Here is a 16,047-nt window from a genome sequence, read left to right as displayed (position 1 = left end):
CTTTAAAATTAAAATCAGCCGTTATTTACAGCATCAACTAATTTTTTGAATTCCGCATCCTGTCCTACTCCTGTAAGGAATGCAATACCATTGATAACAGGAATTGGATATTCTTTGTCAACTTTTGTAATTGCAATGTAAGCAACGCTTCCTGCAATATAACGATCAACAGATTTAATATCAACAGCTAAAACTTCTGCTGGAACATTATTTTCTTTTAAAAGGCGATTTACTTTACTTGCAACTGTCTGAGATGTTGCCACTCCACTACCACATGCTACAACGATCTGTTTCATTTTAAGACCTTCCTTTCTAAAAAATAATTAAAAAGTTACTTTTAAATTCTAAAGACCTTCCATGGAAAGAACTGCTTCCATATACTCATCTTCAGTTTTTGCATTTACTAACTTATCCATTAACTCCGGTTTCTGGAAGTTCATTACAAGAACCTGCAGTAACTCTACATGTTCGTTAGACCCTTCATTACCATGTCCACCGAGGAAACCTAACATGAAAATAAATTTTACATCATGTTCTTCATCATTATTAGCCATCTCACACCATTTTACCGGATTCTTTAATCTGGTACATGCGATAAATGGTTTAATAATATGCTGTGGATCTGCATGAGGAATCGCAACTGGATAAGGTTCTACCGGAAGTGCAGTTGGAAAATTAGCTTCTCTTGTCTTAATGGCATCTGCAAAAGTTTCTTTTACATATCCAAGTTCAACCAACTTAGCTGCCATCTTGTCAAAGAATTCTGTCTGATCTGCCACTTCCCAGTCAAGCTGAATTAGTTCTCTGTAAATTGTGTCACGATTAGCCACCTTGTATCACTCTCCTTTTCAATAATCAGGATAATCTGTTATTTATGACTCGGTACTTCTTGTCCATCACCTGTTGTACTCATTATATTTCAGTATTTTTATATATACAATCTTCTTTGAGTTCGAATAATGCGCCATCTGTTGCTCATTCCTGTGATGAACATTTCCTTTGCACAACGTTGTGCAATTATTAAAAATTTATAAATAATTCATAAAAACCGCCTAAAACCGTGGATTTTTTTATTATATTTTACCTCTTTAACACAATTGAACAGTATACTATATATTTACGAAACAGCTGAACAAACCTTTTTTTACAAGAAAAAAAGAAGAAATTTCCATATTATTTTTATAGAAATCCCTTCTCTGTTTATAAGCTTTATATTCCTGTTATTCAAGACTCGCTCGCGAGTCTTGGCGCGGAATTCGGGTCTGCATAGCAGACATACTTCCAATCCGAATTCCTGCGCATCCTCGCGGAGCGTATATCAGATGGGGGATTGAAACCCGCCACTGATACATAATTGTTGCTCATCGCCTACAGAGGCGGGAGTCATCCCTCATCTGATATAATGATTTGACTATGCTTCTTTTGTAGCTGCATATTCATTTAATTTTCCAAGAAGCTCTTCAACATCCATTCCATGAACAAATGCTGCTTCTTCTAAAGTTTCTCCCTGTGCAGATGGGCATCCAACACATCCCATTCCGGATCTCATTAAAATAGCTGCAAAATTCTGATCAATTGCCAGTAAATCACCAATTACCATATCTTTTGAAATTGTCATTCTAAAATTCCTCCATATACTTATATTTTTACTTAAAAAACAACAAACAGACTCTCCATTTGAAGTTTTATAAGACTAATGTTTATAGTATAATACATTATCGTTAAAAAAACAACAAATTGCTTGATATTCTTGATTAAGTATATTAAAATAAGATGTAGTTAAGCGGGTTTCCGTTTTAATTGACTATACTATATAAGGAGGACTTAACTATGGCATATGTAATTTCAGACGCTTGTATTTCTTGTGGTGCTTGTGAAGGAACTTGCCCAGCAGGAGCTATCAGCGAAGGAGATGGACAGTACGTAATCGATGCAGATACATGCATGGATTGTGGTGCTTGTGCAGATGGATGTCCAGCTGGTGCTATCAGCCAGGAATAATCCAGAAACGTACATAAAAAAGAGATGCACTATTGCATCTCTTTTTTTATTTTATTAGGAAAGACCTTGCTACACTAAAGCGGAGCAAGTCTCTCATGATTGAGGAATACAGGAAATCTACAACTATTAATCTTTTTTTGATCGAATATATTCTTCCACTTCATCAAGGTGAGGAAGCGATGGCATAGCCCCCATTTTAGATACTGTAAGTGCCGCCGTATGATTTGCGAAAGTCAATGCTTCACCAAAACTATCTCCCATACATATTCTCGTACAAAACGCTCCAACAAAAGAATCTCCTGCAGCTGTAGGATCTACTACATTCACATCTGGAACAGACGGTTTATAAATCATCCCTTGGGGAGTATCCATCAGAACTCCCGATTCTCCCAACGTTATAACAACATTATCAACACCAAAACCTCTTAATACTAAAGCAGCAACTTTTGCTTCCTCCAGATTAAATACTCCTTTATCTCTATGTATCTTTATTCCTGTCATAGCTGCAGCTTCATGTTCATTTGGAGAAATATATGTCAGATTTGCAATAAACTCTTTTGACAGCTGTGCTGCCGGGGCCGGATTCAGCATCACCGGTACCCCCTTCGCATGGGCATATGAAGCAACTTTTTCATTAACCTCCATAGGAATCTCATGCTGTAGCAAAACAAGATCATATTGTTCGATCTCATCTTCAAGAAAAGCAATCTCCTCCGGTTTTATGGTCATATTGGATCCCGGAATAACAATAATGCGATTCCTTGTGCTTCCTCCAGGAATTAACTCCAAAATAATCATGGCACATCCTGATGCTTCAGTCTCATCAAATAATACTTTACCAGTGTCTATCCCTGCTTTTTTACATACATCCAGAAGTTCTTCTCCATTGGAATCTTTCCCTAATTTACCTATCATCGTAACATCTGCACCGAGACGAGCCATTTGTACTGCCTGATTAGCTCCTTTCCCTCCAGGTGCCTTATGAAAAGTCTTCCCAAGGACAGTTTCACCTTCCTGTGGAAATACTCTGGTAGTGACAATCTGATCCATAACAAAGCTTCCCACAACTAATATCTTTGGTCTTTTACCCATAATCAATTCCTCACTTATGCTGTTTGAAATACACTCTGTTTCTGAATTCATTATAATATTGTTCTTGTAGAAATACAATCTTATCTTTCTTTTCTTCTACGTCGAAAGAATTTTTTCTTTTCTTTGGAAGCCGCAATTTCTTCTCTTGTTTTTTGCTGTATTCGAATCAGTTCATCTAATTTCTGGAAATGCTTTTCCTGCTGTTCTTCTCTCAGTCTGAACTGATAATCTATCTCTTTTGAAATTTTTTGAGAAACCTGATCTCCTATTTCTTTCTCCAGAAAACCTTTTTGCTCTCTAAGAGCCTGTCCCATGATCTTCACCATTACATCCTGAAACTGCGCCATTTTATCCGGTACTCCCACCTGAGTTTCCTTTGGAAAAGGAATAATATTCCCTAATAGCTTTTTCCTGATCTGTTCTGTATCAATACCTTCATTTTTCATATTTCGAATTATCTGGAATGTCTGGATTTCTTTATCTCCATAGCATCGGTATCCTTTTTCATTTCGTGGAATCATCAGCCCAAATTCATCTTCCCAGGTTCTTAAATTATAAGTTTCCAGTCCCAATTCCCGGGCTGCTTCTGATATCATACGTTTCTTTTCTCTCATAAGCCCCCTCCTTGCTTTCTTCGTATTTTAGTGTATCAAGGACTTATTTATGAAACAAGAAAAACCGTCCTCTAAAAGATGACGGTTTTAGCTAATTTTTTTATTTTATGAAAAAACTTTATTCTATTCTATCCACCCTTCGTCAAACGGATTTTCTTCTGATTCGCCGGCTATTTCCTGAATCCGTTTTGTCAGTGTAGAATATCGTCTTTGTTCATTTACATTCTGAATCATTGAAAACAACGTTCCTCTATCTCCAACAATCGTCAGACAGTTTCTTGCTCTGGTAACTCCTGTATACAGCAGATTTCTGTGAAACAGTACTCTTGGTCCTGTTAAAAGAGGCATTACTACCGCCGGATACTCGCTTCCCTGAGATTTATGTATCGTAATAGCATAAGCAAGTTCCAGTTCATCCAGCGATGCATAGCCGTACTGAACCTCCCTTGTATCATCAAATACTACCGTTACTTTTTCTGTAAAATCATTAATTTCCGTAATAATTCCAATATCCCCGTTAAACACACCAACTCCTTTATCCACAGTAAACCCTTTTTTATTTCGGATTTCCCATTCCTGCTGGTAATTGTTTTTAATCTGCATCACTTTATCACCTTCACGAAAAACTCCAAAAGATGTATCCTTTTCTTTCTTTTCCTTGTCTGGAGGATTCAGATACTGCTGCATAACCTGATTTAGTCTTTCGACTCCCAGTTCACCTTTTCGCATAGGAGTAAGAATCTGAATATCATATGGCTCGGCATTGACATATGCCGGAAGCTTATCTCTGACAAGATAGACAAGAACTCCCAATACATCCTGAACAGAATTCCTCTGAAGAAAGAAAAAGTCTCTGCTTTTATTATCAAGCTCTACCGTTCTTCCCTGATGGATTAAATGAGCATTTCTTACAATATGACTTCCTTCTTCCTGACGGAAGATCTGATTTAGTTCTACTACCTTAAATTCTTTGGAAGATATCATATCCTTTAACACGTTTCCCGCACCAATAGATGGAAGCTGATTAGCATCTCCTACCATCACCAGTCTGGTCCCCGGAACCATTGCCTGCAAAAGTGCATTCATCAGATATAAATCTACCATAGACATTTCATCAATGATAACCACATCTGTTTCCAGAGGATTGGCACTGTTACGCTCAAAGGGCATTCCACCATGATTCAGATCTCTTTCAGCCTCTCCATTAATCTCCAGCAATCTGTGAATGGTCATAGCTTCATATCCTGTAGCTTCTGTCATACGCTTTGCAGCCCTTCCGGTTGGTGCCGCCAGACGGATATCAAGACCTTCCCTTTCAAAATACTGAATCATACCATTGATCGTGGTTGTCTTTCCAGTTCCCGGACCACCGGTTAAAATCACGATACTGTGGCTGGCAATAGCTTCAATTGCCTCTTTTTGTTTATTGGCAAATGTAATCTGCTCGGCCTCTTCAATGCCTGCAATCATCGTTTCAATCTCTGAAACAGAAACATCATAATGAAGATTCAGATCACACAGCATTCTTGCTGTATTTACTTCCATGTGATATTGAGCAGCTCCATAAATTCTAATCTCTTCTTCCTCAACGATTACAATTTTTTTGTCAATCATCATCCCCAGTAAATGTTCTTCAATGGCTTCTTCCCCCACTCCAAGAATATATGCTGCATTTCTGCACAAAATATGTTTTGGAAGATATATATGGCCTTCATTTAATGCCTGCATCAATGTATAGAATATTCCAGATATGATTCGGTAATCAGAGTCACTTCCAATACCTACTTTTTTAGCAATTTCATCTGCAATCTTAAATCCCACACCTGCAATATCATCTGTCATTCGATATGGATTTTCCTGAATAATGGTATAAAGATGGTCTCCATATTCTTTGTAGATTTTAACTGCAAGATTATTGTTAATTCCATATCCGGATAAAAACATCATGGCGTGACGCATTTCCTGTTTTTCATTAAATTCCACAGCAATCATTTGAGCTTTTTTATCTGTAATTCCTTTGATTTCTGCCAATCTTTCCGGTTCTTCTTCTATAATCCTGAAAGTATCCATCTTAAATTTTTTTACAATTTTTTTAGCTGTTGCCGGTCCAACACCTTTAATAGCACCGGAACCCAGATATCGTTCCATACTATGTATATCATCAGGTGCCGTAATTTCATAAGTTTTCATCTGAAACTGAGGTCCATGAACCGAATGATCAACATATTCCCCTTCCATAGAAATATATTCCCCTTCATTCAAAAAAGGGAACAATCCAACTACAGTTTCCTCATCATCCTCCACATCAAGACTTAACACCGTATATCCATTATTTTCATTTCGAAATCTAATATGATCAACATATCCTTCCAGATGTTCCATTCAGTCCTCTCTTTCCATACGTATCTGATTGCATGCTGCACGGAGTATTTTTTCTTAAGAAGCTTTTATAAGATTTCCCGAAGAAAAATAAAGCGGACAAGTATCATGAGGCACTTGTCCGCTTTGTTTTTAATTTAACACTTATTATTTACGTTTATCGTCTTCTCCGGCAAGAAATTCAATAAATTTTCCTGTACCGATCGCTACAGCTGTTAACGGATCTTCTGCAGTCATTGTATTGATACCTGTCTTTTCTTCAATCAGCTCTTCCAGACCCTGGATCAATGATCCTCCTCCTGTCAATACAATTCCTCTGTCAGAAATATCTGCTGCCAGTTCAGGTGGAGTTCTCTCCAGAACGTTATGAACTGCATCAACGATCTGGTATGCAGGTTCTCTTAAGGCTTCTTCTGTTTCTTCAGAAGTTACAGTGACAGTCTTAGGTAATCCTGTTACCAGATTACGTCCACGTACATCCATTGTAAGATTTTCAGGACGTTTAAATACTGTACCTACATTAATCTTAATCTCTTCAGCCGTACGTTCTCCAATTAACAGATTATGCTTTTTACGCATAAAACGAACGATAGCTTCATCAAAATCATCTCCTGCGATCTTGATAGAATTACTTACAACAACTCCTCCAAGAGAAATAACAGCAATATCAGAAGTTCCTCCCCCGATATCTACGATCATATTTCCACATGGTTTGGAAATATCGATTCCTGCTCCAATTGCTGCTGCAACCGGTTCTTCAATAATAGATACATCTCTGGCTCCTGCCTGGTAAGTTGCATCTTCAACTGCCTTCTTCTCAACTTCTGTTGCTCCACTTGGAACACAGACACTGATGCGAGGCTTTCTTCCAAATAATGATTTGCCTATTGCACGATTAATAAAGTAGCTTAACATCTTCTCTGTAACTGTATAATCAGAGATAACACCCTGTCTCAGCGGACGAACTGCCACAATATTTCCCGGTGTTCTTCCAAGCATTAAACGTGCTTCTTCTCCGATTGCTTTAATTTTGTTTGTATCTCTATCAAAAGCCACAACTGAAGGCTCTTTTAAAACAACGCCTTTACCTTTAACATATACTAAGACGCTGGCTGTTCCTAAGTCAATTCCAATATCTGTTCCTGATGCCATGGTAACAAATTCCCCTTTCAATTTTTTATTATTATGTTAATGATTGATTATTCGTATACATACTCTCTTAATTATAAACAATCCGACAAAAAATTCAATTGTTTTTTTTAGATTATAAAAAAATTTAGTAAAACTTAAGATTTCTGTAATCTTCGTTATTTTTCCCATCTTCCTGAAGCTCCACATGGCAAAACAAGCCCGTTGGAACTGACTGGAAGTCCGATTTCATCAGACATGACTTTACCACCGAATTTTGATCTTACTTCTGTCTCCAGCATATAAGTCAGTACTGCCGGCTGAAGTCCTGTTGTATATGAATTGATCAGGAAAAACAATGGATCATCTGATAAAATTTTAGTACAAAGCTGTACAAAAGGATAAATTTTCTCCTCTATCTTCCAGATTTCTCCTTTTGGTCCTCTTCCATAAGAAGGTGGATCCATGATAATCCCGTCATAGTGATTTCCACGTCGAATTTCCCGTTCGACGAATTTCACACAGTCATCCACAAGCCAGCGAATTGGTCTTTCTCTTAATCCTGATAACTGAGCATTTTCTTTCGCCCAGTTTACCATGCCTTTGGAAGCATCCACATGGGTGACTGCTGCTCCTGCATTTGCTGCCGCCAGAGTTGCACCGCCGGTATAAGCAAATAAGTTCAATACTTTTACCGGTCTTCCTGCATTTCTGATTTTATCAGAAAACCAGTCCCAGTTTACTGCCTGTTCCGGAAACAATCCAGTATGTTTAAAGCTAAATGGCTGAAGATGGAACTTCAAATCTTTATACTGAATATCCCATGTTTTTGGAAGATCAAAAAACTCCCACTGACCGCCGCCTTTATTACTTCTGTGATAATGTCCATTAGGCTTCTTCCATTGTCTTAATTTTTTTTGTGTTGTCCATAAAACCTGCGGGTCGGGACGAACAAGATAATAATCTCCCCATCTTTCCAGCTTTTCACCATTTGAGGTGTCCAGTACTTCATAATCTTTCCATTGATCTGCTACCCACATATGTTTTCTCTCTTTCTATCTGTAATTTTAATTATTTTCTGTTATACAAGAACTAGTATACCCTATGAAATGAGAAAAAGAAAGAACCTTCCCCTTGAGATTCTTCCTTTTTACCTAATTTTATGAAAGCATTACAAATTTTTATTTTCAGAATTTAATCCTGCACTCCTAACAGATAATTGATAAACTGCTGTGCAGTTCTTCCTGAAATTCCCCCATGACTTAATTCCCATTTATTTGCTTCTTTGCATAAATCATCATCTGACATGGTAATTCCTGCTTTTCTTGCCAGCTGAATAACAATATTAAAATATTCTTTCTGGCTTGGCTTAGAATAATTAATGGTTACTCCAAAACGATTTACCAGAGATAACTTTTCTTCCATAGTATCAGATCTGTGCATTCCATTGCTATTTTCCACATCATTTCTGTCATTCCATGTTTCCTTGATCAGATGACGACGGTTAGAAGTTGCATAAATCAGAATATTCTCCGGTTTTGTTTCCACTCCTCCTTCGATAACAGCTTTCAGGAATTTATACTCAATTTCAAACTCTTCAAAAGACAAATCATCCATATAGATAATAAAACGGTAATTACGATTTTTAATCTTGGCAATCACATTGGACAAATCCTTAAATTGATGCTTATAAATCTCAATCATACGCAGACCCTGGTCATAGTATTCATTAACAATAGCCTTGATACTTGTGGATTTTCCTGTACCGCTGTCTCCAAAAAGCAAAGCATTGTTTGCCTTTTTCCCCTGAACAAAGGCTTCTGTATTGTCCACCAGCTTCTTCTTCTGGATTTCATATCCAACCAGGTCATCCAACACAACTTTGTCCATATTATTGATTGCACGGAAGCGGATGTCTCCATCACCTGTCTCTTCAATACGAAATGCCTTATTAAGCCCAAACATGCCAACACCATAGGCTTTATAAAAATCAGTTACCACATCAAAAAACTCATTTTCATCTTTAGTGGCTTCCAGTTTTTCACTTAAAGCACGGACTTTCTCACTTACATTTTTGTTATACATTAATTCAGGTTTACCAATAGCCTTATAGTCAGAAATCCTGCTAAAACAATCGATTCCAAGATTCTCTTCAATTTTACTGAAATCAAAATCAAACAGTTCTTTAAATGCCTTAAAATCATTTTTGGCAAAATGATTTACACTTCCCTCACTTGCTCCAACCTTTTCACATGTAATACTAAAAGGATTCTCATTGGTAATCAGTAAAAATGTCAGATAATTATGCCATAAATTTTTGTCGAAGGCATAATCTGTTGCCACCTGTAAAATTCTCTTAATCTGCTTAAATACTCTGGTCGTCAGAATATCTTTACTCTCAGTTCCTTCATCCATGCAGCGAAATATATCACTTAATTCCATTAAAATAGAATCTTTGTCCATATCTCCATAAATTAATAACTTTGAAACTATATTGTACATTTTCTACTCACCTTCCATATATCCTATCAACCCAATCATCAGGTCTTGGTAGATTTTTCTTATCATTATAGCACTTTTTGTCTAAAATTGTTGATAATCTAATAACTTAAGCAAAAGAAATTCATTAATCAGGAAAAATTGTGAAACCATATAAAGATCGTTGCCATGCTCTTTTCTTACTATTGGATGACAATAGAACTGGATGCTTACATCACTTAATCTGGACAATTCATTGTTTCCCACCTGGGTTACAGATATAATTCTCACATTTCTAGCCTTCAATCTTTGAGCAAATTCATTCATAAATGAATTATTTCCAGATAAAGAATACAAAAAAACCACATCATTTTCATGTACATGGTTTAAAATTACATTTGTTTCATCTCTTCCTTCAATTGTATGAATCAGATGACCTGCAAACACCATCACTCGTTTTAAATCTTTAACTGCATTTTTCTGAACAGCCCCCGAACCATACGCATAAATTTTTCTAGATAACTTTAACATTTTAAATATTTTTGTCAAATCCTGATTTCGGACCACATCCATTGTTTTTATGAAATCCTGATAAGCTTTTTCGATTTCCGAGGAGTTGAATTCCTCCTTCTTTCTGCTGTCCCATTTCAGGTAAACTTTTAATTCACTATAGCCTTCTAATCCAATTTTCTTAGTAAATCTGTTAATAGTTGTATGAGATACATTACATTTGGAAGCTAATTCCTGTATAGATATATTTTTACATTCTTCCTTATGATGGAGAATATAATTCCATATGTACAAATCATTTTCATTTAGTTCATTATAATGATCATTAATCATTTCTTCTAACTGCATGATCTTCTACCTTTCCTTTTTTCTCATGTTTATACTGTTCATATTTTAAGAAAAAGATTTCCATTAAAATAAAATATGTTGTCAGAGACACATAACCTTCATCAGTAAATATACATTGAACATTTGTATCGGCAGTATAAAGATTATAATCGCATAAATGCGACAATCTATTATCCCTCAGACATGTAATAGACACAATTGGAACATTCCTCACTTTTAATTTTTTTGCAAAATCCAAAACAAATTGATTCTCTCCTCTAACAGAAATCATAAAAAACAAATCTTCGTCATTTACCGTATCTAAAACGCTTTCTGCTTCTGCATATCCGCTTAAATTATAAACAATGATCCCTGCAGTCATAAACAACCTTTTAAATTCTCTTTTAATCGATGACTGAATCATTCCTATACCATAAATATAAATATTCCTGGCAGAATCCATCTTCCTAAATATCTCTGTACAGTCCAGATTTTTTATATTATCCACAACCATCTGGTAAGACTGACTGATTGCATCCACATCATCCAGGTTCTCCTTTGCCTTCTGATTATCCAATTTTAATAATACTTTCAGTTCCCCATATCCTTTTAAAGAAAGCTTTTGAGCAAACCTTAGAATTGTCGTTCTGGATACATTACATTTATAAGCCAGCTGATCAATTGCCAGCTTTTCACATTCCTTTCGATGGTTTGAAATATAGTTCCATATATGCAAATCATTTTCATTTAATTGTCTATAATATTTATTTACAAGTTCCTCTAATTTCATATATTTACTCCATTTCATTAATCTGGTTATAATGTTATTATAACACGACTATTTATCTCTTGCATCTTTGAAAAAAAACAGAGACACTGTCTTGTTTACAGTATCCCTGTTTTATTATGGCTTAATTTCAAGTTCTTTTTGAAACTGTAGATTACTTCTTGGAAATTTTATATAAAACTTCTCCAATATTCACCTGATCTTCTGTTTTCAGAAATTCTATTTTATAGTCATCTACATTTGTCAGTATAATCGGACTAATCGCTTGTTTCCCTTCTGATCTGATAAAATCAACATCCATTTTTCCCATAAGATCTCCAGCACTTACTTTATCTCCTACAGAAACATCCAGATCAAATCCTTTTCCTTCCAGCTCTACTGTATCAATTCCAATATGAAGCAGAACTTCGGCACCATTTTCCAATTCAAACCCAATTGCGTGTTTCGTATCAAAGATAGATGTGATAGTTCCCGTTACCGGCGCATATAATGTCCCTTCTTCCGGCTCGATTGCTACTCCATCACCAAGCAGCTTATTTGCAATCGTTTCATCATTTACCTGCTCTAATGGACATGCTGTTCCCTGAAAAAAAGCTTTTACTTCCACAGCATCTGATTTTTTCTTACGTCTAAAAAACATATTTTCCTCCTTTCATTGTTTTACAATCAGTTTCTTTTATATTTTACTTCAATTCCGGCCAAAAGTCTTTGTTTGCTTCAATTAAATCATCTAATATCAGTTTTGCTACTTTTGCGCTTGGTACTGTCTTAGACAGTGTCAGTGCCTGCCATAACTTCTGGTAACTTCCTTCAATCCATGCTTCTACTGTCAGTTTCTCTACGCTTACCTGCTGTTCCATCAATCCTTTCTGGAACTGTGGGATTGCTCCCTGACAGATCTTCTCGTATCCGTTGCTTCCTACGATACATGGGATTTCCACCATAGCTGTTCGATCAAAGTTTTCCACTGCTCCTTCATTTGGCACGATCAGCAGGAATCTTTCCTGTGTATTTTCAGCAATAGCACATGCCAGGTCTACGATATATGTTGCATGGGCATCCGGTTCAAATGCGCATCCTTCGCTTGTTCCCTTTTCGATAATATTTCTGCATTCTCCGAAGATGAACTTTTCACGTCCGTCCATGACTTCGTTTGCTCTTGTATATTCAGGGTTTGATGTCTCTACAACATAATCTGGGAATAAATAATATTTTAAATATGTATTTGGAATGGTTTCCGGATCCACTGCATATACATCCCTTGCTTTCTGGAATGTATGTACCCAGCTTTCATCTACATGCTGGTTGCTGTCAGATAATGCATCTGCATATCCATTGGCTGCCATATGCTCTTTGATAACAGGCATCAGATCATTTCCGTCTTTGTCATAAATCTTATTCCACCATCCAAAGTGGTTCAATCCATAATATCCGTACTGCATCTCTTTTCTGGATTTCAGTCCTGCCATATCAGCCATCTTTTCCATCAGGTCGATCGGCATGTCACAGATATTTAAGATCTTTGAATCTGGTCTTAATCTTCTGGTTGCTTCTGCCACGATGGCTGCCGGATTGGAGTAGTTTAACATCCATGCATTTGGAGAGTATTTTTCCATATAGTCAAGGATTTCGATAACCCCTCCAATGGAACGCATTCCATATGCGATTCCTCCTGGTCCACAGGTTTCCTGTCCTACAACCCCGTATTTCAAAGGAATCTTTTCATCCAGCTCACGCATTGCATATTTTCCTACACGGATATGTGCAAGGACAAAGTCAATGTCTGTAAATGCTGTTTCAGGATCTGTTGTGTAATCAAATGCCACTTCCGGTGCATGTTCTTTCAGATAGATCTCACATGCTTTTGCCACTGTTTCCTGACGCTGGGCATCATTATCATAAAACTTGATGGAACGGATTGGAAAACGATCCATATGATCTAATAACATTAATACGATACCTGGTGTAAATGTACTTCCTCCACCTGCAACTGTAATTGAATATTTTTTATTACTGCTCATTCTTGTAACCTCCTAAAGTTTTATTTCTTTTTTAATTTCTGACTTCATGATACACTCCAAAATCCACCAAAACAATAGATTGAGGCTTTTTAGGGAATACACCGTAAAAGCGTGTTTTTACACAAAATCTGTGAATTTTCACAAGTATTTTAATATCTATTAAACAATGGTTCGCTCACTTTTTTATTCCAAAATTGAATAAGCGGTCCCATAAAAAACGCTGTTATAACTGTTCCTGGTCCAATAGGTCCCTTCAAACAAAATCCTAATATCACACATAACACGTCTGTCAGAATTCTGCAGATTGGATATGACAATGGTGTTTTATCACTAAAAATCTTTCCTACAGCATCATAAGGCGACAATCCCAGATTTCCAGTAAAATATAAAGATACACCTAACGTAATAAATGAAATTCCAAATATCATACATAGTATACGCATTATGATTCCCGGAACATCAGGCAAAGAAAATATTGCCATAAAAAATGCTGTAAACCCATCAATGCAATATCCCAGGCACAATGCATTAATAAAAGTTCCCCATCCAATATAACTTTTGTCTAGAATAAATACTGCTGCTAGTAAAATTACCTGAAATGTCATCATCGTGATTCCTAAAGTGGAATGTATTCCTTGGGCAATTCCTACATTCATTGATGTACACGGATCAAGTCCCACCTGTCCAATCCTACAAATGGCAGAACCAAATCCCAGCACTAAAACTCCAAAAACACAAAAAAATAAATGTCTTTTCACCAATGTACTCCTTTAATTTTTGCTAATATTTTCATAAAGAAAAAGGAACCCTTTTCATTTGTAGAATGAATGGACTCCTCTTTCTATCATATATTCAGCTACGTTTATGCTCCAATTCTGATTCTGGCAAATAGGCAGATTCCGGCTAATACGATGACAACCAAACTTCCTGAAACTGTACTTAAAAAACGATCATGAATCTTTGTCTGAAAACTTTCTTTTATCGTTATATTACCAGCATTCATCGTTTGATATAAAATAAATCCAAGGAGAAGAATATAAATCATATTTTCTAACATAATTTCTGCCACAATTAGAAATACCAAATTAACAATTGCATAGGCACTATCTCTTTGATCAATCTTTCTATGGACAAAAATCAGTAAATAGGCAATAAATGGATTAATCATAGCAACTAAAAACATGACGGTCATATTCGGATCCTGCCCGACTGCTGCTGCCATTGTTATTCCCATTTTTGCGGCATTCATTGAAATATAGGCCAATGCCACAAATGGAGATAATGCTAATAAAACTTTTGCTATATTATAATAACGATCTAATTTCATTTTTTTCTTCGTATTAACCATGATTCTACCTGCTTTCTTCTTATAATCCTATTTTAATTCCGGCCAAAAGTCTTTGTTTGCTTCAATTAAATCATCTAATATCAGTTTTGCTACTTTTGCGCTTGGTACTGTCTTAGACAGTGTCAGTGCCTGCCATAACTTCTGGTAACTTCCTTCAATCCATGCTTCTACTGTCAGTTTCTCTACGCTTACCTGCTGTTCCATCAATCCTTTCTGGAACTGTGGGATTGCTCCCTGACAGATCTTCTCGTATCCGTTGCTTCCTACGATACATGGGATTTCCACCATAGCTGTTCGATCAAAGTTTTCCACTGCTCCTTCATTTGGCACGATCAGCAGGAATCTTTCCTGTGTATTTTCAGCAATAGCACATGCCAGGTCTACGATATATGTTGCATGGGCATCCGGTTCAAATGCGCATCCTTCGCTTGTTCCCTTTTCGATAATATTTCTGCATTCTCCGAAGATGAACTTTTCACGTCCGTCCATGACTTCGTTTGCTCTTGTATATTCAGGGTTTGATGTCTCTACAACATAATCTGGGAATAAATAATATTTTAAATATGTATTTGGAATGGTTTCCGGATCCACTGCATATACATCCCTTGCTTTCTGGAATGTATGTACCCAGCTTTCATCTACATGCTGGTTGCTGTCAGATAATGCATCTGCATATCCATTGGCTGCCATATGCTCTTTGATAACAGGCATCAGATCATTTCCGTCTTTGTCATAAATCTTATTCCACCATCCAAAGTGGTTCAATCCATAATATCCGTACTGCATCTCTTTTCTGGATTTCAGTCCTGCCATATCAGCCATCTTTTCCATCAGGTCGATCGGCATGTCACAGATATTTAAGATCTTTGAATCTGGTCTTAATCTTCTGGTTGCTTCTGCCACGATGGCTGCCGGATTGGAGTAGTTTAACATCCATGCATTTGGAGAGTATTTTTCCATATAGTCAAGGATTTCGATAACCCCTCCAATGGAACGCATTCCATATGCGATTCCTCCTGGTCCGCAGGTTTCCTGTCCTACAACCCCGTATTTCAAAGGAATCTTTTCATCCAGCTCACGCATTGCATATTTTCCTACACGGATATGTGCAAGGACAAAGTCAATGTCTGTAAATGCTGTTTCAGGATCTGTTGTGTAATCAAATGCCACTTCCGGTGCATGTTCTTTCAGATAGATCTCACATGCTTTTGCCACTGTTTCCTGACGCTGGGCATCATTATCATAAAACTTGATGGAACGGATTGGAAAACGATCCATATGATCTAATAACATTAATACGATACCTGGTGTAAATGTACTTCCTCCACCTGCAACTGTAATTGAATATTTTTTATCTGTCAT

Annotated in this window: 17 protein-coding genes; 1 reads left to right on the top strand and 16 read right to left on the bottom strand. The window is 36.7% G+C overall.

All coding sequences use genetic code 11. From position 1 onward, the window contains the following. Nucleotides 1-14: 14 nt before the first annotated feature. The 3 genes from BHF70_RS09350 to BHF70_RS09340 form a co-directional block, all read right to left on the bottom strand. Nucleotides 15-296 (bottom strand): PTS sugar transporter subunit IIB, encoded by a 282-nt coding sequence (locus tag BHF70_RS09350; protein WP_075759969.1) that lies wholly within the window; start codon nt 294-296, stop codon nt 15-17. A gap of 48 nt (nt 297-344) precedes the next feature. Further along, complete coding sequence (locus BHF70_RS09345; RefSeq protein ID WP_083638405.1) at nt 345-830, bottom strand: PTS sugar transporter subunit IIA; 486 nt, start codon at nt 828-830, stop codon at nt 345-347. A gap of 581 nt (nt 831-1,411) precedes the next feature. Then, a complete protein-coding gene (locus tag BHF70_RS09340) occupies nt 1,412-1,618 on the bottom strand; it encodes a DUF1858 domain-containing protein (protein ID WP_075759968.1) in 207 nt (68 codons plus the stop codon). Nucleotides 1,619-1,830: 212 nt separating this feature from the next. Here BHF70_RS09340 and BHF70_RS09335 point away from each other — a divergent pair, with 212 nt between their 5' ends. Continuing rightward, nucleotides 1,831-2,001: a DUF362 domain-containing protein gene (locus tag BHF70_RS09335; protein WP_075759967.1), complete on the top strand. Its 171-nt coding sequence runs from the start codon at nt 1,831-1,833 to the stop codon at nt 1,999-2,001. Nucleotides 2,002-2,127: 126 nt separating this feature from the next. Here BHF70_RS09335 and rbsK read toward each other — a convergent pair whose 3' ends face one another. The 13 genes from rbsK to BHF70_RS09270 all read right to left on the bottom strand — a co-directional run bounded on the left by rbsK (nt 2,128) and on the right by BHF70_RS09270 (nt 16,047). Next, entirely contained in the window at nt 2,128-3,093 is a 966-nt protein-coding gene (gene rbsK / locus BHF70_RS09330) for a ribokinase (protein ID WP_075759966.1), read from the bottom strand. An 80-nt stretch (nt 3,094-3,173) separates the two neighbouring features. Further along, nucleotides 3,174-3,707 carry a MerR family transcriptional regulator gene (locus tag BHF70_RS09325; protein ID WP_075759965.1) on the bottom strand — a complete coding sequence of 178 codons (534 nt, stop codon included), beginning with the start codon at nt 3,705-3,707 and terminating at the stop codon, nt 3,174-3,176. Between the two features lie 123 nt (nt 3,708-3,830). After that, nucleotides 3,831-6,089, bottom strand: a complete 2,259-nt coding sequence (gene recD2 / locus BHF70_RS09320; protein WP_075759964.1) for an SF1B family DNA helicase RecD2 — start codon at nt 6,087-6,089, stop codon at nt 3,831-3,833. Between the two features lie 144 nt (nt 6,090-6,233). After that, entirely contained in the window at nt 6,234-7,238 is a 1,005-nt protein-coding gene (locus tag BHF70_RS09315) for a rod shape-determining protein (protein WP_075759963.1), read from the bottom strand. 155 nt (nt 7,239-7,393) lie between these two features. After that, nucleotides 7,394-8,254, bottom strand: coding sequence for a class I SAM-dependent methyltransferase (locus BHF70_RS09310; protein WP_075759962.1), 861 nt, complete (start codon nt 8,252-8,254; stop codon nt 7,394-7,396). Between the two features lie 154 nt (nt 8,255-8,408). Further along, complete coding sequence (locus BHF70_RS09305) at nt 8,409-9,716, bottom strand: ATP-binding protein (RefSeq protein WP_075759961.1); 1,308 nt, start codon at nt 9,714-9,716, stop codon at nt 8,409-8,411. A gap of 81 nt (nt 9,717-9,797) precedes the next feature. After that, nucleotides 9,798-10,550: a MurR/RpiR family transcriptional regulator gene (locus BHF70_RS09300; RefSeq protein ID WP_075759960.1), complete on the bottom strand. Its 753-nt coding sequence runs from the start codon at nt 10,548-10,550 to the stop codon at nt 9,798-9,800. Beyond that, the gene (locus tag BHF70_RS09295) at nt 10,528-11,319 is read right to left on the bottom strand and encodes a MurR/RpiR family transcriptional regulator (RefSeq protein WP_075759959.1); all 792 of its coding nucleotides are present in this window, start codon (nt 11,317-11,319) and stop codon (nt 10,528-10,530) included. The genes BHF70_RS09300 and BHF70_RS09295 overlap by 23 nt, the downstream gene beginning before the upstream one ends. A gap of 151 nt (nt 11,320-11,470) precedes the next feature. Further along, the gene (locus BHF70_RS09290; RefSeq protein WP_075759958.1) at nt 11,471-11,956 is read right to left on the bottom strand and encodes a PTS sugar transporter subunit IIA; all 486 of its coding nucleotides are present in this window, start codon (nt 11,954-11,956) and stop codon (nt 11,471-11,473) included. A 43-nt stretch (nt 11,957-11,999) separates the two neighbouring features. Then, nucleotides 12,000-13,337 (bottom strand): 6-phospho-alpha-glucosidase, encoded by a 1,338-nt coding sequence (locus BHF70_RS09285; protein WP_075759957.1) that lies wholly within the window; start codon nt 13,335-13,337, stop codon nt 12,000-12,002. A gap of 149 nt (nt 13,338-13,486) precedes the next feature. Continuing rightward, the gene (locus BHF70_RS09280; RefSeq protein ID WP_083638401.1) at nt 13,487-14,095 is read right to left on the bottom strand and encodes a YczE/YyaS/YitT family protein; all 609 of its coding nucleotides are present in this window, start codon (nt 14,093-14,095) and stop codon (nt 13,487-13,489) included. A gap of 104 nt (nt 14,096-14,199) precedes the next feature. Next, nucleotides 14,200-14,685 (bottom strand): hypothetical protein, encoded by a 486-nt coding sequence (locus BHF70_RS09275; RefSeq protein WP_075759955.1) that lies wholly within the window; start codon nt 14,683-14,685, stop codon nt 14,200-14,202. 27 nt (nt 14,686-14,712) lie between these two features. Then, nucleotides 14,713-16,047, bottom strand: coding sequence for a 6-phospho-alpha-glucosidase (locus BHF70_RS09270; RefSeq protein WP_075759954.1), 1,335 nt, complete (start codon nt 16,045-16,047; stop codon nt 14,713-14,715).

Source organism: Anaerostipes sp. 494a (assembly GCF_001940315.1).
Lineage (GTDB): Bacteria > Bacillota > Clostridia > Lachnospirales > Lachnospiraceae > Anaerostipes > Anaerostipes faecalis.
Note: the sequence above shows the minus strand (reverse complement) of the source record. Positions and strands in the feature narration are given on the sequence as shown.